This is a genomic window from Bacillus sp. AR13-1, assembly GCF_008042285.1.
Lineage (GTDB): Bacteria > Bacillota > Bacilli > Bacillales > Bacillaceae_G > Bacillus_A > Bacillus_A mycoides.
This window is the reverse complement of record NZ_QNUA01000007.1, coordinates 327,814-347,261: the sequence shown is the minus strand read 5'-3', so window position 1 is coordinate 347,261 and position 19,448 is coordinate 327,814. Positions and strand designations below refer to the sequence as shown.

The window sequence follows — 19,448 nt, the reverse complement described above, 5'->3', positions numbered from 1 at the left end:
CATAATCTTCCATTAATCATTTGGTATAATTAGGGAAAAACATTTGGGGGAGACAGAATGGCGCTACTGGAGTTGAAACAGGTAGGGAAGACGAACCAGTTACCGGCAATTGAACTGGAGGTTGAAAAAGGACAATGTGTTGTTTTGCAATGCAATAATCATACAGCTAAAGTGTTGCACCGCATCATTATCGGTGAAGAAGCAGCTTCAACTGGCAATGTACTATTTGAAGGCACAGCGATTGGAAAGAAGAATTATTCCCGCATCGGCTTTTGTTTTTTGAAAGATGAAGCATACGATCGTTTGAAGGTGAGGGAGTACTTCAAGTTTATATTAGGGCTTTATGAATCTAACATGAGTATGGAAGAAGTAGTACAATATGTCGGTCTCCTAGATAAGTTGAACGTTAAAATAGAAAAACTATCATTTTCAGAGAAACGTCGCCTTCATATCGGGCGAGTTATGATTCATAATCCAGATTTAGTTATTTTGGAAGAGCCGGAGCAAAATGTAGATACAGAGAGTACGATTATTATTCGAAAAGCGATTATGAAAATGAAGGAGCAAGGAAAGGCGATTTTTATTACGTCATCTTTTTTATCAGATGCGCTCTCGCTAACAGAAGATGTATACATATTAAATAACAATGGTGTGAAAAAGGTAGAAATTGAGCAAGAAGAAGTGAAAGAAGTTGACGAAGAAAAGGTCATTCAAATGATTCCGCAAATGAAATTAGAAAGGATACCAGCGAAAGTGAATGATAAAATCATTTTACTGGATCCGATGGAAATCCATTTCATTGAAACACAAAATGGAGTGACACATATTCATGTGCGCGAAGGTGATTTCGTATGTGCATTAACATTAAGTGAACTAGAAGTGAGATTAACAGGATTCGGGTTCTTCAGATGTCATCGCTCGTACCTCGTTAATTTACAAAGAGTACGAGAAGTCATTACGTGGACACGTAATAGTTTTAGTTTAATTTTGGATGACGAAAGAAAAAGTTCAATCCCGCTTTCAAAAGGAAGAATGGATGAGTTAAAGGGTGTAATTGGGATATAAAAATGCTCCGATAAGCTCAAAATACGATTCATTCAACAGTAAAAATACTCCTTTTACTGGTATTTTACTGCGTAAACCCTTTGTTTTTCATATGATTGAGTCAAGAAAAGCGAAACAAACAAACGAAAAGCGCTAAAGCGACTTTCATCTATAAAAGAAAAACAAAGGGGATGACGAAATGACATTGGCAATTGAAATGAAAGATGTAATGAAAAGTTTCGATGGAAAAACGGCCCTTCGAAATGTAAATATTGAGGTGAAGCAAGGAGAAATCTTTGGATTCCTCGGACCGAGTGGATCTGGGAAAACGACAACAGTAAAGATTTTAACTTCTCAATTGCTTCATAGTATTGGAACGGTACGAGTGTTGGGGAAAGACATTACAGGACCAAGCAGCATCGATTACAAACGAATCGGCATTTTAACAGACAATAGCGGCTTATACGAAAGACTTAGCATTTATGATAACTTACTATTATTTTGTGACTTATACGATTGCAAAAAAGAACGAATTGATGAAGTGTTAGCACAAGTGAACTTATTGGATGATAAAAAAACACAAGTGAAAAAATTATCAAAAGGAATGAAGCAGCGTGTCACACTAGCGAGAGCGATTCTTCACAAACCAGATATCCTCTTCTTAGATGAACCAACATCTGCACTTGATCCAGTAAACGTACAAAACATTCATAAAATCTTAAAAGACTTAAATAAAGAAGGAACAACGATTTTCTTAACGACGCACAACATGGATGAAGCAGAAACGCTTTGTAACCGTATTGCCTTTCTATGCGGCGGAGAAATTGTAGTGCTTGATACACCAGAAAACTTGCGATTAAAATACGCGAAAGATCAAATACAAGTTGTGTTAAAAGATAAACAAAAAGAAACAGTGAAAAAAGACGAATTAGGTGCAAAACGTATTTCAGAATGGATGAACAAAGGAGAATTACTATCCATTCATTCACACGAACCAACTTTAGGTGATATCTTTATTGAAGTTACTGGGAGGGGATTATAATGACATTTTCAATGAGACGTGTATCAGCTATTTTTAGAAAAGAAGTACAAGATTTTAAGACGAATTCACAAGTGTTGTTAATGGCATTTTTACCAATTATATTTTCATTTTTATTTAGCAGATTTGGAGCGGGAAAGGAAATGTTAGGCACTACTACTATAACGGCCTTCCTATTTGTCGCAGGCTTTGTTCAATCTATGGTAATCGCAGAAGAAAAAGAAAAACATACACTACGTGTGTTAATGTTATCACCAGCATCATCTGTTGAAGTTCTTCTTGGAAAGAGTTTATTAACAGCGGGTCTGACGATGGTCATTTGTATTGCAAATTTATTCATTTTAGATCAGTTAAATATCAATCTTCCATTGGTAGGATTGATATTCCTATGTGGAACTATTTTATTTATCGTGCTTGGAACAATGATCGGATTACTTGCATCTTCTGTACCACAAACATCATTAATTGGAATGCCTATTTTAATGACGATGTATTTAGCTGTACAATTTGAGTCACTAGTTGAAAATAAAACAATTAAGACGATGATTGAATATCTTCCAACATCTCATATTGTAAAAGCAATTAACAGCTTAGTAGGTGGGGCAGGATTTAGTAGTATTGGTGGGCATGTATTAAATATTGCAGTTTGGCTTATCATTTCGCTTATTGTATGTTTAATCGTATATAAAAAGAAACAATTAGACTAAAAACTGAGCCAAAAGTGCTCAGTTTTTTCCTTTTTCTATCATTTCCTCGGAAATTTTGCAATTCCTATACATATTTTTACAGATTTTGTCGAAAAGTAATTAGTTATAGGTTGTATAGGATGAGTGAATATTGTTCAAAATGATTGCTGAGGTGATGATGGAATGCGAGGAAGAAATAGTAAAAAGTCGCAAAAAGTAGTACATTTATTTCAAAAAAGATGGGTGTTTCCGGCACTATACATTGCTTGTGCAGCGGTAATCTTAATGGTTGCGCTATGGTTCCAGGGAGCTAATCCAAAGAAAGCTCCGAACCAAGATCAAGCAACACCGTATACACAAACGGAAGATCCGGCAGTACCAGTAACAAAATCTTCAGAAGTAGTGAAAATGCCAGCTGCAGTAAATGCAGAAGTAGTAGTACAGAAGAAATTCTATGAAGATGCAGCATCAGAGGCGGAACAAGAAAAAGCACTTGTCTTTTATAACAACACATATTCCCCGAATAAAGGAATTGACATTGCTGCGAAAAACGGAAAAGAATTTGATGTTACAGCTGCTTTAAGTGGTACAGTAACGAAAGCTGAAAAAGATTCACTTCTTGGTTATGTTGTAACAGTAGATAGTGGAAATGGTGTAGCAGCATCTTATCAAAGCTTAGGCAGTGTGAAAGTAGAAAAAGGTGCAAGAGTCGCGCAAGGTGAAGTGTTAGGAAAATCAGGTCTAAATGCAATGAATAAAGATGCAGGTTCTTACGTTCACTTTGAAGTACGTAAAGACAATGTGGCTGTGAACCCTGAGCGTTATTTAAATAAATCAGTAGCAGAAATTAAAGCTGATGCAGGTGCTGCAAAGGCGACAAATGCTTCTGGTAAAAAAGCTGATGACAAATCTCAAAAAGAAGAAAAGTCAACAAGCACGAAACCAGAAAGTAAAACAGAAGATAAATCTCAAAAAGAAGAGAAATCGACAAGCGGTTCGACTAGTGATAAAGAGACGAACGGTAAACAAGATGAGAAATCTCAAAAAGAAGAGAAATCAACAAGCGGTTCGACTAGTGATAAAGAGACGAACGGCAAACAAGATGACAAATCTCAAAAAGAAGAAAAATCAACGAATGGTTCTACAGAATCATCTAACGGTTCTTCTTCACAAGAATAATAAAGCGAAAAAATCAGTTCTCATTAGGAGAGCTGATTTTTTTATTTTTATATAAAAATAATCAATTTCGAGAAAAAAGTTGCAATAACAAGGAAAAATGACGAGATTCTCGAATATATATTACAAAAGGGAGGGGATACTGTGTCATTTTTATCTGTTCTGTCGATTGCTATCATTTTATTGTTTGTTTTATTCGCTTTATATTATTATATTGCCGGTAAGAAAGAAGTCCCCCACCATCAGTTGTTAGAAGAATATGAAAGAGAAGAGTGACACCTTTTATAAAGAGGTGTCACTTTTTTTCGCCATAATTGTCATCGTTAACGTATTTCTCACAAAAAAATGTAATTTTTCTTAACTTAGTCCGCAAAAATAGTGAACATGTAGCATATATCAGTAGTGCGGGCAATACAATGGTATAAACCAATGCAAAGAGAGTGTTTGAGGTGAGAAATCGTGAATCATTTCATTATAAATCCAAGAATGTTTAACGCTTACAAACAGCACTCACATTTACTTCATAGTCGTATGCAGCGAGTCTCATTTCACACTTCTCACATCCAATTTAGGGAGGCGAGTGGTGTGCACGATTACATCAAAGAGAGAACTATCAAGATTGGCAAGTATATCGTGGAGACAAGAAAGACAGTGCGTGTAATCGCAAAGGAGTTTGGGGTATCAAAGAGTACAGTCCATAAAGATTTAACAGAACGTTTGCCAGAAATTAATCCAGAGCTGGCAAATGAAGTGAAAGAAATTCTTGATTATCATAAGTCTATTCGTCATTTAAGAGGTGGAGAAGCAACAAAGCAAAAGTACCGAAAAGAAGATACAGAAAACCCTGTGCGCCAATAAATCTAAAATAGCAAACATTCCTTGTGAATTCGGTAATATTTTTCAGAAGAATTCTTTTTGCGAATATTACGTTTCTGTTAAATTTATGATAAAATCAGAAATTAGGTGTAAAAGAATTCGGGTGTAACCTGATTTTGAATATCGAGGAGGAAATGACGGGAATGTTTGCGCGAGATATCGGAATTGACCTAGGTACGGCTAACGTATTAATTCATGTTAAAGGTAAGGGTATTGTATTAAATGAGCCATCTGTTGTGGCAATTGATCGTAATAGTGGAAAAGTATTAGCAGTAGGTGAAGAAGCAAGAAGTATGGTGGGACGTACACCTGGTAATATTGTAGCAATTCGTCCACTTAAAGATGGTGTAATCGCAGATTTCGAAATTACAGAAGCAATGTTAAAGTATTTCATTAACAAATTGGACGTGAAGAGCTTCTTTTCAAAACCTCGTATTTTAATTTGCTGTCCAACAAATATCACATCTGTAGAACAAAAAGCAATTCGTGAGGCTGCTGAACGTTCAGGTGGTAAAACAGTATTTTTAGAAGAAGAACCAAAAGTAGCCGCAGTTGGTGCTGGTATGGAAATCTTCCAGCCAAGCGGAAACATGGTTGTTGATATTGGTGGAGGTACAACAGATATTGCCGTACTTTCTATGGGTGATATTGTTACCTCTTCCTCTATCAAAATGGCTGGCGATAAGTTTGATATGGAAATCTTAAACTACGTTAAACGTAAGTATAAGCTATTAATTGGAGAACGTACTTCAGAAAATATTAAAATTAAAGTTGGTACAGTATTCCCAGGTGCACGTAGTGAAGAGCTTGAAATTCGCGGACGTGACATGGTAACAGGTTTACCACGTACAATTACAGTATGCTCTGAAGAGATTACAGAAGCACTAAAAGAAGACGCAGCTATCATTGTACAAGCTGCAAAAGGCGTACTAGAGCGCACACCACCAGAACTATCTGCGGACATTATTGACCGCGGTGTTATTCTAACAGGCGGTGGAGCTTTATTACACGGTATCGACATGCTTCTAGCAGAAGAATTAAAGGTACCAGTATTAATCGCTGAAAACCCAATGCAATGTGTTGCTATTGGTACAGGTATTATGTTAGAGAATATCGATAAATTACCACGTCGTGCATTGAAATAAAGTGAGAAAGAGCTAAGGGAAAACCTTAGTTCTTTTTTTTTATTTTTTTAATTCTAATTTTTTACGAAAACGGAAGAATAATAGAGGAAAATAAAGAAATGAGGTGATATATCCGTATATACAGTTAAATTTAATGTTTTCTTATTTGAAAACGTATGTAATATAATGATTCGGAATACGACATTAAGGCAAAAAATGTTCAAATACATATTGCCTTTCCCTAATTTGGGCATACACTCTTTTCTACCTCCGTGTCAGTTGCCGGGAAGTGCAACTATTTTAATGGAATAGAGTGTATGCATTTTTTTATAATAGAGAGTAAAGTGTTACTTTACCCCGCATTAACGGGCAGTAAGACTCCCACCTCAAAATTCGGCGAATGCAAGGGAGTTAGGTGGGAGATCAACTGCCCGTAAAAGCCCGATTGGTTCAACTAATAATCAGTGGGGGATGGCCCCCCCACTGATTAAAGTTTCACTTTATAATGACAAATAATAAACAAAATGGGATAATAACAATATGTCCAAGTGGTAAGACCAATATTGTGAAAGGGGCGATTGTTACATGCTAAATATAGAACAAATTAAAGAAATCATTCCACACCGTTATCCATTTTTACTTGTTGATAAAATATTAGAAGTGGATGAGGGGAAAAGAGCGGTTGGAATTAAAAATGTATCTGCAAACGAGGAGTTCTTTAATGGACACTTTCCAGATTATGCAGTTATGCCTGGTGTACTTATTGTAGAAGCATTAGCACAAGTTGGGGCAGTTGCTGTATTAAAGAAAGAAGAAAACCGCGGGAGACTTGCTTTCTTCGCAGGCATCGACAACTGCCGCTTCAAAAAACAAGTACGCCCAGGTGATCAACTTCGTTTAGAAGTAGAAATGACACGCGTACGTGGACCAATCGGAAAAGGAAAAGCAATCGCAACAGTGGATGGTGAAGTTGCATGCGAAGCTGAAATTACATTTGCAATTGGTGATAAAAAAGAATAGAGAGTAATTTAAAAATCCTTCTGCATATTACAGAAGGATTTTTTTAATTACCTATATTTTTTGTTCTAAATATAAAAATACAAAGTAATCAGAAAATTTATTGTAAATGAATGGAAGTTTGTATATAATATCGATGTAAATATCTTGAAATTAAGATAAATGATAGTGCGACAAAAATAGAGATGTCGTTGTCACATTATAGAGGTTATGAGATAGGACAAAGGTTATTATGATTCGTTATGATGAACTGTAGAGGAAAGTAATGGGGAAATTTAACGGTAGAAGTTAATGAAAAATAGGCGTAGCATATCGAGCATAAAAGAGAAAAAGGGAAAAAGTCGCATTTTGAAAAAGGAGACTAGAACATGTTCGGAAGAAAGAAAAGAAAACCATTACGACAATTAATTACACATAAAGAGCCTAAATCACGTATTACAGAACAATACCGTAACATTCGTACGAACATTGAATTTACATCTGTAGATAACCATATTCGTTCTATTATTGTCACTTCAGCAGATCCAGGAGACGGGAAAACAACGACTATTTCCAATCTAGCAGTTGTTTTCGGTCAACAAGGGAAAAAAGTATTGTTAATTGGGGCGGACTTACGTAAGCCGACATTACAAAACTTATTTGCGGTTCACAATCCAAATGGTTTAACAAATTTATTATCAGGACAGGCTTCGTTTATGCAATGTATTCAAAAAACAGATATAGATAATGTATATGTCATGCCAGCAGGCCCAATTCCGCCAAACCCTGCAGAACTACTAGGATACCGTAAAATGGACGAAATGCTTTTAGAGGCATATAAGATGTTCGACGTCATTCTAATCGATACGCCTCCTGTGCTGGCGGTTACAGACGCGCAAATACTTGCAAACAAATGCGATGGAGTTGTATTAGTAGCTCGTAGTGAAAAAACAGAAAAAGATAAACTGATAAAGGCGAAACAAATATTAGATAAAGCATCTGGAAAACTACTTGGCGTCGTTTTAAATGATAAAAAAGAAGAACAAGAACAATATGGTTATTATTAGAAAATAATGTGTAAAATAGTAATTTTTAAAGCTGGTAAGTGTTTTTACCAGCTTTTTTGAATTATTTTAAAATTATATATTTAATTATATAAAAAAAATGATATAATAGAAATTTTGGAAATTCTATGGAATGTGTTGTCATATTTAAGATTATTTTGTAAGATTATATATGTTTTCAAATAACAATCGTACATCGATATTACTAAAATAAAAAAATGTAAGATTATATGTTATAATTTTTCTTATGTGCAAATTTTAGAAAGTTGGAGGAACTTATGGAAGAAACAATTAGTTTAAAAGAGTTATTTTATATCTTAAAAAAACGTTTAGCAATGATCCTCGTAATCGCCTTTGGTGCAGCTATAGTAAGTGCTATCATTAGCTTCTTCTTCATGACACCAATCTACCAATCTTCAACGCAAATTCTTGTTAACCAGAAAAAGCAAGAGGGTGCAATGATTCAAGCTGGTGAAATTCAAACAAATATTCAATTAACGAATACATATAAGGTCATTATTAAAAGTCCAGTAGTCTTAGACCAAGTGAATGAAAAATTACACTTAAATATGACTGCACAAGCTTTAACAGAAAAGATTAATGTTGCAAACGAAAAAGACTCACAGGTCATTTCTGTTACAGCGGAGGATAAAGATCCGAAGTTAGCTCGTGATATTGCAAATGCAACAGCAGATGTATTTAAAGGTGAGGTTGCAAAAATTATGAATGTCGATAACGTAACGGTATTATCGAAAGCAGAAGTTGGAGAAAATCAGTCTCCAATTAAACCACGTCCGATGTTAAACGTAGTAATTGCTTTCTTTGTCGGCTTAATGGCTGCAGTTGGTCTTGCATTCTTACTAGAATACTTAGACAACACAGTGAAAAAAGAAGAAGACGTAGAAAACTTACTTGGATTACCAGTGTTAGGTATTGTCGCGCGTATGGATGAAGAAACAACGAACGTGAAATCACATGCTTCATCATCAAGAAAAGTGAGGGGGCAAACAATTGGCTCTTAATAGTTTATTTAAAAAGAACAAAAATCATCGTCAACGTCGTCAATTAATTGCTCATCAACAACCGAAATCACCAATTTCAGAACAATATCGTAATATTCGAACGAATATTGAATTTGCAGCTGTTGATACAAACTTACATTCGTTAATGGTAACATCTGCGAACCCGAGTGAAGGAAAAACGACAACGACAGCAAATATGGCAGTTGTTTTCGCTCAACAAGGAAAGAAAGTATTGTTAATTGATGCGGATATGCGTAAACCGGCGATGCATCAAATGTTCCAAGTCGATAATATTTTCGGATTAACGAACGTATTAACACATAGTGAACGTTTAGAGAAGTGTGTACAAACGACAAATGTAGATAATTTATACTTTTTAGCATGTGGCCCAATCCCGCCAAATCCAGCGGAATTATTAGGTTCGAAATCGATGCAAGAGCTTCTTGCACAAGCGTATAGTATGTACGATTTAGTTATTTTTGATTTACCGCCAATTTTAGCTGTAACAGACGCACAAATTATGGCGAATGTATGTGATGCATCTATTCTTGTCGTTCGTAGTGAATCGACAGAAAAAGAAACAGCGGTAAAAGCAAAAGGATTATTAGAATCTGCAAAAGGTAAATTGTTAGGCGTTGTTCTAAACGATCGTGAACGTGAGCAAGGCTTATATTATTACTACGGTGCGAACTAATTAAAAAGTGAGATATGGCAAGAACATATCTCCTTTTTTCCTTTGAGAGGATGAAACAAATGATTGATTTACATTGTCACATTTTACCTGGCATCGATGATGGTGCACAAACAGTAACAGATAGTCTGGCCATGGCACAAAAGGCTGTCCAAGAAGGAATACATACAATCGTCGCAACACCACACCATCAAAACGGGAAATATACAAATGAAAGTACTTCAATTATTCATCAAGTAAAACAACTAAATGATGAACTACAACAAAATGAAATTCCACTGAAAATTTTACCAGGGCAAGAGGTCAGGTTATATGGTGATTTATTAGAAGACTATGAAGCTAGTAAAATCGTTACTTTAAACGAAACGAATAAATACATATTAATTGAGTTTCCATCCAATCACGTACCTCGCTATGCAGAGCAACTATTATATGAACTACGTGTTAAAGGAATGATCCCAATTATCGTTCATCCAGAACGCAATGCCGAGTTAATCGAGCGGCCAGATAAGTTATACAGCCTTGTAAGTAAGGGTGCATTAACACAAGTGACGGCAGGAAGTTTGCTGGGGAAGTTCGGCAAAAAGATAAAAAAATTCTCACTACAACTTGTTGAACATAATTTAACGCATATGATCGCGTCAGATGCACATAACACAACATCAAGAGGATTTCATCTAGCGGAAAGTTACGAATTAATCGGAAAAGAATTCGGAATGAACGTTATGAGTGATTTAAAAGAGAATCCGTATTTATTAATTAGCGGAAAAGCAATTTATAAAGAAGATCCAGAACAAATTCGTCGTAAAAAATTGTTTGGTATTTTTTAATTGAAGAGTTTGGGTGATGTCTCCTAACCATTATCAACGGGGGCACTCGGTCGTGCTGTGGGTAGAAATTTTTATTTCGAACCTACCTTAGACGCTTGTCGTCGGGAGTATGGCGTGAGGATGGGTTGGATGCCCATAAATTTATTTCTATTAGAAACTCTACCTATGGAGTTATAAAAATGACTTTATAGGTAGGGTTTTTGTTATTGCTACATATAGATAAAACAATGTTCTTTTGGGGGGACTAGATTTGAAAAAAGTCAGAAAAGCAATTATACCCGCTGCTGGTCTTGGGACAAGGTTTTTACCAGCAACGAAAGCAATGCCGAAAGAAATGTTACCTATCGTCGATAAACCAACAATTCAATACATAGTAGAAGAAGCGATAGAATCAGGGATTGAAGATATTATTATTGTTACTGGAAAAGGAAAACGTGCAATTGAAGATCATTTTGATCATTCTTTTGAGTTAGAACAAAACCTTTTAGAAAAAGGGAAGCACGAAATGCTTGAGAAAGTACAAGCTTCTTCAAAAATTAACATTCATTACATAAGACAAAAAGAACCAAAAGGGTTAGGACATGCAGTATGGTGCGCACGTAAATTTATTGGAAACGAGCCATTCGCGGTATTACTGGGTGATGATATTGTACAGGCTGAAACACCTTGTTTACGTCAGTTGATGGATCAATATGAAGGTACACAATCATCTGTAATCGGTGTACAAACAGTACCAGAAAATGAGACACATCGTTACGGCATCATTGATCCAGTTGAACAAAATAATCGTCGTTATCAAGTACGTCAATTTGTAGAGAAACCAGAAGAAGGCACGGCACCATCGAATTTAGCAATTATGGGCCGTTACGTATTAACACCAGAAATTTTTATGTTTCTTGAGAATCAACAAACAGGTGCAGGTGGAGAAATTCAATTAACAGATGCGATTCAGCGTTTAAATGAAATTCAACGAGTGTTTGCGTATGACTTTGAAGGAACTCGTTATGATGTTGGAGAGAAGTTTGGGTTTATTAAGACGACGATTGAGATGGCACTTCAAAATGAAGAATTGAAAGAACAACTCATGGAATATATGGATGAACTAGTACATAAAGAAGTAATCAAATAATTGTAGGGGAGAGGGAATATGAAGACTGGTGAAAATATAGCGAGGGAGTATCGAATTACATCTGATGCTCAAACTATTCAAGTAGAAAGTAATCAATCTAAAATCTTTTTAGGAATTAAGTATTTATTAGATTTTATGTTTTCTTTAGTAGGATTAATTGTATTGATGCCTGTTATATTGATATTTAGTATACTTATTGTTTTAGAATCTCCAGGGTCTCCTTTTTACCTACAAGAAAGATTAGGATTGAACGGGAAGAGATTTAGAGTTATTAAATTACGCTCCATGCGGAATGATGCAGAAAAAAATGGGGCAAAGTGGGCAGAAAAGAATGATCCACGTGTTACAAAAATAGGATTATTTATTCGTAAAACGAGGATTGATGAGTTACCACAATTATTTAATATTTTAAAGGGTGAGATGTCTCTTGTAGGACCGAGACCAGAAAGACCGATATTTACGGAGAAATTTGAAAGAGATATACCTGGATTTAAGAAAAGATTAGAAGTCAAACCAGGATTGACTGGATGGGCACAAGTAAATGGTGGTTATGAAATTACGCCGAAAGAAAAATTAAACTTAGATGTTTATTATATCAATCATGCAAGTATAATCTTGGATTTTAAAATTATTATTAAAACAGTTAGAGTTGTTATTACAGGTGACGGCGCCAGATAATAAGTATTATATTGGTTTAAAAAGAACAAAGATTGTGGTGAAGATGCTTGAATAGTTCAATTATAAAAAATATATTTTACTTATTTTTTAGTACAGCATTTACTAGAGCAGTTAATGCTTTTTCAATAATTATCTTAGCAAGCTATTTGGGAGCAAAAGAATACGGTGCATTTAGTGTAGCGGTTGCCTTTTCTATGGTCGCGGGGTACTTTACTGATGTAGGATTAAGTAATGTTGTTTTAAGAGAAGGTTCAAAAGGAAAAAAAGATGATTCTATAGTGATGTCAACTTATATTAAAATGAGGGTGATGTTACTGATTATCACTTTATTAGCATCAACTGTTATCATATATTTTCTTTATAGTAAAGGTAATCTTTCAAAAGTAATGTTTCTACTAGTACTGCCAACTGTTATTGGTTTATCTATGCAAAGTATATCGGTAGTATATTTTCAACTTAAAGAAGAAATGAAGCAAATTGCCAAAATTAGGACGTTATCAGCAGTATTATCAGTTTTCTTTGTTGTGTTAGGAATGCTATGCAAGTTTGACCTTAATAGTATTGCATTTTTATATGGATGTTCTTATGTTATAGCTGGAATATATGGGTTATATATGTTGTTTACTAAAAATTCTTTGCGTTTTTCAAGTGAATTTGATAAGAATTTATTAACTGGAGTACCTGCATTTATTATTAGTGGATTATTAATTATGATATTACCTCAACTGGGACCATTAGTATTAGAGAAAACAGTATCATTAAATGAACTAGGTAATTTTTCAGTTGCTTATAGGATTCCAGCAGCATTATATCAGATTCCAGGGGTAGTTGCAGGGGCCTTTTATCCAGTTTTATTTAGGTATTATAATTCAAAAGATTTAATAAAACATAAAGAATTAAACTTTTTACAAGTAAAGATAATGGGTTTAATGGGCATATGCCTTTGTATTCCATTATTTCATTTATCTAACATCATAGTAGAAATTGTATTTGGTGAAGAGTGGGGGGCAGCAGCAATTGGATTGAAAATTTTATCTCTTATGTTATTTTTACAAAGTTTTAATTTTCCTTTAGCAGATGGTTTAACGACAAGAAATCTTCAATCAAAACGTACTATTACACAATTTTTAGCTGTATTATTAGGAATAGTTTTATATTATGTTTTTAGTCTTAAATTTGGAGTGGTAGGTGGTGCCACTGCTGCAGTTTCTATAGAAATAATTATGTTATTAGGATTTATTGTGTTTAATCCTAATAAAAAAGAATTGATAATAAAAATTATGGTACCTTATTTTTCGGTATTTATAGCTTTTACATTAACATCAGCTTTTTATTTAAATACGTTTCCTATAACCGCAGCTCTAATCAATCTATTATCAGTAGTATCATTAATTGTGTTACTAGATAAGGAACTAAGAGCCAGATTAATGAAGTATATTCAAAAGAAAAGAAATGTAGAGGTTTGATTATGAAAGTAGTTGATAAAAAAAGAAGTACGGTTCTCCTTTTTTTACTGGTCTTTTCAGTTATGCTAGGAAGATATAGTTTAGATATTGGATTTTCGCTAAAACCGTATATGATTCTTATAGCTTTTGTACTGATTTTTAGTTTACATCGATTTTATATGCATAAATTATATACATATGAAGTAATAATGATTTTGTTTTATTTTTATTATAGTAGTACTGCGATAATTGCTAAATTTCCAAATGCCAGCTTCAGAATGATACTGGGAGTTATAATTATATTCGGAAGTTATTTCATGTTTAAGTTTATTTTGGATGGTTACTCCATAAACGAGATTCAATTAAGTATAGCTAGTGCAGGGATTTTATTTAATCTTATAAGTATAATTTTATACTTAATTGGAATTGTGAGTTTAAATTTTCATCTTGTTGGTAATCAAATTGAAGTATATGGCTTATTAATGGATCGTAATACGCCCCGATTAGTTGGACTTTTAAGTGATCCGAATCTTTTTGTCTTTTATAATATGCTTTTTGTATGTTTTTATATCCATAATTTAGATGGTTTGAAGAACAAGATAGGATTAATGCTATCTGTTACCACGTGCCTTTTGACTTTTTCAAGAGGAGCATTTTTAGCACTATTTTTTGTAGGGGTTATTTATGTGCTAACAAGTAAACCCAAAGTATTATTTAAGTTATCCTTTATTGCGTTATTAATAACGCCTATTATTTTTTATATAGTAGAAAATTGGTTCTCCATCGATTTATTGTCAATTATACTTGAGCGTGCAAACTCTACAACAAGTGATGGAGGAAGTGGACGCTTAGATTTATGGTCAAGGGGATTAGGTTATATGTTAGATTCTCCAGTTTTTGGGATCGGGGCTTTTAACTTCCCACAATATAATTTGTATTTTTATGGTAAAGAAATGTATATGCATAATACTTTTCTAGAAGTTCTTACGGAATCAGGATTAATTGGTATCACGTTGTATACAATCTTTTGCCTTTTTATAATGTTTACAGTATTAAAAAATAGTTTGTATAAAAAATATCCATATTTACTTACGACATTAGTGGGATACTTTATTCTTATGATGACTTTATCAGTAATAATTAATGAAGCATTCTTTTTATATTTAGCTATACTATGGAAGTGTTTAAATGTGGAAAAAATCAATAATAAAAATAATGGTAAACCTATTATTAAGTAGAGGTGTACAGTAGCTGGTGAACAATAAAATTAGCTTAATACTTCCAACATTAGGGGAGAGAGAAGAAGAGTTCAAAAGACTAATTGTTAGTTTGAATAAACAAATATACAAAGAGTTTGAGGTAGTTTTTGTTACACAAGGTAATCATGATGAATTAGAAAAAATTCTTACACTAAGTAACTTTAAGTACAAGCAAATTAAATTAAATAGAAAAGGTTTATCCTTTGCTAGAAATGAAGGGATAAAGCATATTACAGGGGGGATTGTAACTTTTTCAGATGATGACTGTTGGTATCCTGAAAATGCGCTTGAATTGGTCGTGAAAGAATTTGAAAATAGAGATGTTGAGGCACTAAGTTTTCAAATTTTTGATCCAGAGAGTGAGCAATATTATAAGGCCTACCGACAGAATTCAGTAGATGTTTTAGACTTTCGTGGGGTTTTAAAAATCTCATCTATAGAATTCTTTATCAATCTGAATAAGGTTAAAAAAGAAAATTTGAATTTTGATGAACGATTTGGATTAGGTGCGCAATATCCATCAGGGGAAGAGAATATATTATTGGCTGATCTGCTACAAAAGAAATACAAGGTATCTTATATTAATCAAATTATTGTTTTCCATAAAAAGAAAACATCAGAAACTAAGTTAATTAGTTCTAGGACGTTTATAGGGAAAGGGCCGTTATTTAAGAGGATGAGAGGGACTATACCTGCTATATGTATGTTAACTGTCTTTCTCTTAAGAAAATTTTCTATAACTGAAAAACCCATTTCTTCATTTAGAAAAAGTTTAAAAGAATTGTTAGATTTTAAACAGTAATATCAAAATAGATTTAAAGGAGCAGTATTAAAATGGAAGTAAATTCAAGGGAGATTAAAAAAGAGTTTCAACCACTTGTTTCAATTGTTACCCCATCTTATAACGCAAGTTCCTTTATTAAAGAAACAATTCAATCAGTTCAATCTCAAACTTACAAAAAATGGGAAATGATTATTGTAGATGATGTTTCAAAAGATAATACTTGTGAATTAATAAAAGAAGAAATAAAAAAAGACGATCGCATCCGGTTAATCGAATTGGAAGAAAATGGTGGAGCGGCGATAGCGAGGAATACTGGTATTAATTGTGCAAAAGGAAAGTACATAGCATTCTTGGACAGTGATGATTTATGGCTACCAGAAAAACTAGAAAAGCAATTAGCTTTTATGCAGAATAATAATATAGCTTTTTCATTTACTAGTTATCAAATTATGAATCAAGATGGTACTCTCACTGATAAGGTTGTGCATGTGCCAGAGAAAATTAATTATAATGGATTATTAAAAAATACAATAATTGGATGTTTAACGGTTATGTTGGATATTGAGAAGTTGGGGAAAGTACAAATGCCTAACATTAGAACCCGTCAGGATACTGCAACATGGCTGAAAATATTAAGACAAGGCCATTATGCCTATGGTTTAGATGAAGTTTTATCTAAGTATAGAAAAGTTGAAAACTCTATTTCTAGTAAAAAATTCAAAATGGCTAAAATGAATTGGAAGTTATATAGAGAAATCGAAGGATTGAGTATTTTGAAATCTGCTTGGTGTTTTGGAAATTATGCGTTAAACGGAGTTGTAAAGCACTTTGTTAAATAAGTTTTAAAAAGTCTTTTTTTCAAAAAGGCTTTTTTTTGTTAATAACTAAGGAGGATATAAAATGAATATTGCTATTTTTGGTACAGGTTATGTAGGACTAGTAACAGGAGTGTGTTTATCGGATATTGGGCATCGCGTAACATGTATTGATATTGATGAAAGTAAAGTTGCGAAAATGAAAGAAGGAATTTCACCGATATATGAACCTGGTTTAGATGAATTAATGAGTAAAAATATTAAAGAAAATAGACTTTTATTTACAACAGACTGTCGCCAGGGAGTTGAAAAGGCCGATATTATTTATATAGCGGTAGGTACACCACAGCGAGCAGATGGCTCAGCTAATTTAAAATATATAGAACAAGTTGCATTAGATATTGCGCACAACCTTACAAAGGATACGATTGTAGTAATTAAAAGTACAGTTCCGGTTGGAACGAATGATCATGTGAAAAATTTAATACATCAAAATTTAAAAGCAGATGTAAAAATCAGCATGGTATCGAATCCAGAATTTTTAAGGGAAGGTTCGGCAATTCAAGATAGTTTCTATGGAGATCGAATAGTTATTGGCACGGATGATGCAGAAACTGCAAATATTATGGAAGAAGTAAACAGACCATTTAACGTACCAGTTTTTAAAACATCAATTAAGAGTTCTGAAATGATTAAATATGCAGCAAATGCATTTTTAGCGACAAAGATTAGCTTTATTAATGAAATTGCTAATATTTGCGAAAAATTAGGTGCAGATGTAGAGCATGTGGCAAATGGTATGGGATTAGATAAAAGAATCGGTACACAATTTTTAAAAGCAGGTATTGGATATGGTGGTTCTTGTTTTCCGAAAGATACACATGCTTTAATACAAATTGCTGGTAATGTAGAGCATGATTTTGACTTGTTAAAATCAGTTATTACAGTGAATAACAACCAACAAGCATCTCTAGTTGAAAAGGTGAAGGATATATTAGGTGATATAAAAGGCAAGCAAATCGCTATGCTTGGATTAGCTTTTAAACCAAATACTGATGATATGAGAGAAGCCGCGTCTATTGTTATTGCAAGTGATTTAGTAGAATTGGGAGCGAAAGTTGTAGCCTATGACCCAATTGCAATTGAAAACGCAAGAAAAATATTACCTAACGAAGTACAGTATGTATCTTCTGTTGAAGAGGCGGTAACAAATGCGGATGTAACGCTTATTGTAACCGAATGGGATGATATAAAAGCATTCCCTATTGAAAAATATATTGAATTAATGAAAAAACCTATCATCTTTGATGGACGTAATTGTCATGGTTTAGAATATGTAAAGAAATTTGATGTAGACTACTATTCAGTAGGAAGACCAGCGATAGTTCGAGAAAAGGTTGTTTTATAATATATATTCTAATTTGAAGAAATAAGTAGCTTTAAGAATAGCTTGTTTTTAAATAAAAGAATTATTTTTATTAACCAAGTTATTTATTAATAATAACTAGGTTAATTTTAATTATAAGAGGCTACAATTTACATTTGTGGATATATAGTTTGCTTTTTATAAAATAAAATTCCTATGTGTTTAGTGTAATGACACTTCTTAGTAAAGGGGAGGTTTGTAATTATGGCAATACTTGTAACAGGTGGAGCAGGATATATTGGTAGTCATACATGCGTAGAATTACTAAAAAACGGTTACGAAATTATAGTAGTAGATAATCTTTCGAATAGCTCAGTAGAGTCTATAAATCGAGTGAAAGAGATAACAGGAAAACAGTTTAAATTTTATAAAGAAGATATTTTAAATCGAGAAGCACTTGATACGATTTTTGAAGAGAATATAATTGAAGCTGTTATTCACTTTGCAGGCTTTAAGGCTGTAGGGGAATCAGTAGCAATTCCGTTAACGTATTATCATAACAACATTACAAGCACATTAGTGCTATGTGAAGTGATGCAGAAGCATGATGTGAAGAAGATGATCTTCAGTTCATCTGCAACCGTATATGGTATCCCAGAAACATCACCAATTACGGAAGAGTTTCCATTAAGTGCAACAAATCCATATGGTCAAACGAAATTAATGATTGAACAAATTATGCGTGATGTAGCATTTGCGGATGCAGAATGGAGTATCGCATTACTTCGTTATTTCAACCCATTTGGTGCGCATGAAAGTGGACGTATTGGAGAAAATCCAAACGGAATTCCAAATAACTTAATGCCATATGTAACACAAGTAGCAGTAGGTAAGCTAAAGGAATTGAGTGTATTTGGAAATGACTATCCAACAAAAGATGGCACGGGTGTCCGTGATTATATTCATGTTGTAGACTTAGCAAATGGTCACGTAAAAGCGCTTGAGAAAGTACTTACTGCAAAGGGAATAGATACCTATAACCTCGGGACTGGTACTGGTTATAGTGTGTTGGAAATGGTTGAAGCATTTGAAAAAGTTTCAGGCAAGAAAGTTCCTTATAAAATTTCGGAGCGTCGCCCTGGTGATGTGGCAGTATGCTTTGCGGATGCATCGAAAGCAAAGCGTGAATTAGGATGGGAAGCAACACGTGGATTAGAAGAGATGTGCGCAGATTCTTGGAGATGGCAGTCTGAAAATAAGAGTGGATATGAGCAAATCAATAACTAGGAGATTTGTTGAAAGGTACTGAATTCATTTTTTAGGTTATTAATATGGTTTGGCTTTAAAATCCGATTACATGTATAATGTATTTTGTGTTTTGTCGTCATAATAATTTGATAACAGTGCCTAAAGAAAGAAGGTTA

20 protein-coding genes are annotated in these 19,448 nt (G+C 33.8%); all 20 read left to right on the top strand.

Going from position 1 to position 19,448, the window contains the following annotated elements:
• Positions 1-57: 57 nt before the first annotated feature.
• The 20 genes from DN408_RS06190 to galE all read left to right on the top strand — a co-directional run bounded on the left by DN408_RS06190 (position 58) and on the right by galE (position 19,311).
• Positions 58-1,065, top strand: coding sequence for a LytTR family transcriptional regulator DNA-binding domain-containing protein (locus tag DN408_RS06190; protein WP_002143852.1), 1,008 nt, complete (start codon positions 58-60; stop codon positions 1,063-1,065).
• Positions 1,066-1,243: 178 nt separating this feature from the next.
• Entirely contained in the window at positions 1,244-2,086 is an 843-nt protein-coding gene (locus DN408_RS06185) for an ABC transporter ATP-binding protein (RefSeq protein WP_147740012.1), read from the top strand.
• Positions 2,086-2,790 carry an ABC transporter permease gene (locus tag DN408_RS06180; protein ID WP_033731102.1) on the top strand — a complete coding sequence of 235 codons (705 nt, stop codon included), beginning with the start codon at positions 2,086-2,088 and terminating at the stop codon, positions 2,788-2,790. The genes DN408_RS06185 and DN408_RS06180 overlap by 1 nt, the downstream gene beginning before the upstream one ends.
• Before the next feature lie 162 nt (positions 2,791-2,952).
• On the top strand, positions 2,953-3,948 hold the full coding sequence (locus DN408_RS06175) for a stage II sporulation protein SpoIIQ (protein ID WP_002143849.1): 996 nt from the start codon (positions 2,953-2,955) through the stop codon (positions 3,946-3,948).
• Positions 3,949-4,089: 141 nt separating this feature from the next.
• On the top strand, positions 4,090-4,221 hold the full coding sequence (locus DN408_RS06170) for an ABC transporter ATP-binding protein (protein ID WP_078178186.1): 132 nt from the start codon (positions 4,090-4,092) through the stop codon (positions 4,219-4,221).
• Between the two features lie 309 nt (positions 4,222-4,530).
• A complete protein-coding gene (gene spoIIID, locus DN408_RS06165; protein ID WP_002089714.1) occupies positions 4,531-4,803 on the top strand; it encodes a sporulation transcriptional regulator SpoIIID in 273 nt (90 codons plus the stop codon).
• A 161-nt stretch (positions 4,804-4,964) separates the two neighbouring features.
• Complete coding sequence (mreB, locus tag DN408_RS06160) at positions 4,965-5,966, top strand: rod shape-determining protein (protein WP_002130035.1); 1,002 nt, start codon at positions 4,965-4,967, stop codon at positions 5,964-5,966.
• A gap of 564 nt (positions 5,967-6,530) precedes the next feature.
• Entirely contained in the window at positions 6,531-6,965 is a 435-nt protein-coding gene (gene fabZ, locus DN408_RS06150; RefSeq protein ID WP_000931959.1) for a 3-hydroxyacyl-ACP dehydratase FabZ, read from the top strand.
• A 365-nt stretch (positions 6,966-7,330) separates the two neighbouring features.
• Positions 7,331-8,008: a CpsD/CapB family tyrosine-protein kinase gene (locus DN408_RS06145; RefSeq protein ID WP_012262036.1), complete on the top strand. Its 678-nt coding sequence runs from the start codon at positions 7,331-7,333 to the stop codon at positions 8,006-8,008.
• A gap of 275 nt (positions 8,009-8,283) precedes the next feature.
• Positions 8,284-9,027: a YveK family protein gene (locus DN408_RS06140; RefSeq protein WP_088291049.1), complete on the top strand. Its 744-nt coding sequence runs from the start codon at positions 8,284-8,286 to the stop codon at positions 9,025-9,027.
• The gene (locus tag DN408_RS06135) at positions 9,017-9,721 is read left to right on the top strand and encodes a CpsD/CapB family tyrosine-protein kinase (RefSeq protein WP_088291050.1); all 705 of its coding nucleotides are present in this window, start codon (positions 9,017-9,019) and stop codon (positions 9,719-9,721) included. The genes DN408_RS06140 and DN408_RS06135 overlap by 11 nt, the downstream gene beginning before the upstream one ends.
• A gap of 59 nt (positions 9,722-9,780) precedes the next feature.
• On the top strand, positions 9,781-10,548 hold the full coding sequence (locus DN408_RS06130) for a tyrosine-protein phosphatase (protein ID WP_088291051.1): 768 nt from the start codon (positions 9,781-9,783) through the stop codon (positions 10,546-10,548).
• 250 nt (positions 10,549-10,798) lie between these two features.
• Positions 10,799-11,677 carry a UTP--glucose-1-phosphate uridylyltransferase BpsC gene (gene bpsC, locus DN408_RS06125; protein WP_131246486.1) on the top strand — a complete coding sequence of 293 codons (879 nt, stop codon included), beginning with the start codon at positions 10,799-10,801 and terminating at the stop codon, positions 11,675-11,677.
• 18 nt (positions 11,678-11,695) lie between these two features.
• Positions 11,696-12,355: a sugar transferase gene (locus DN408_RS06120; RefSeq protein ID WP_131246487.1), complete on the top strand. Its 660-nt coding sequence runs from the start codon at positions 11,696-11,698 to the stop codon at positions 12,353-12,355.
• Between the two features lie 47 nt (positions 12,356-12,402).
• Positions 12,403-13,821 carry a flippase gene (locus DN408_RS06115; protein ID WP_088291054.1) on the top strand — a complete coding sequence of 473 codons (1,419 nt, stop codon included), beginning with the start codon at positions 12,403-12,405 and terminating at the stop codon, positions 13,819-13,821.
• Positions 13,822-13,823: 2 nt separating this feature from the next.
• Entirely contained in the window at positions 13,824-15,038 is a 1,215-nt protein-coding gene (locus DN408_RS06110; RefSeq protein WP_088291055.1) for an O-antigen ligase family protein, read from the top strand.
• A gap of 16 nt (positions 15,039-15,054) precedes the next feature.
• Entirely contained in the window at positions 15,055-15,861 is an 807-nt protein-coding gene (locus DN408_RS06105) for a glycosyltransferase family 2 protein (protein WP_147740011.1), read from the top strand.
• A gap of 32 nt (positions 15,862-15,893) precedes the next feature.
• A complete protein-coding gene (locus DN408_RS06100) occupies positions 15,894-16,682 on the top strand; it encodes a glycosyltransferase family 2 protein (RefSeq protein WP_088291057.1) in 789 nt (262 codons plus the stop codon).
• A gap of 61 nt (positions 16,683-16,743) precedes the next feature.
• Entirely contained in the window at positions 16,744-18,066 is a 1,323-nt protein-coding gene (locus DN408_RS06095; protein WP_147740010.1) for a UDP-glucose dehydrogenase family protein, read from the top strand.
• A gap of 222 nt (positions 18,067-18,288) precedes the next feature.
• A complete protein-coding gene (galE, locus tag DN408_RS06090) occupies positions 18,289-19,311 on the top strand; it encodes a UDP-glucose 4-epimerase GalE (protein ID WP_147740009.1) in 1,023 nt (340 codons plus the stop codon).
• Positions 19,312-19,448 lie beyond the last annotated feature (137 nt).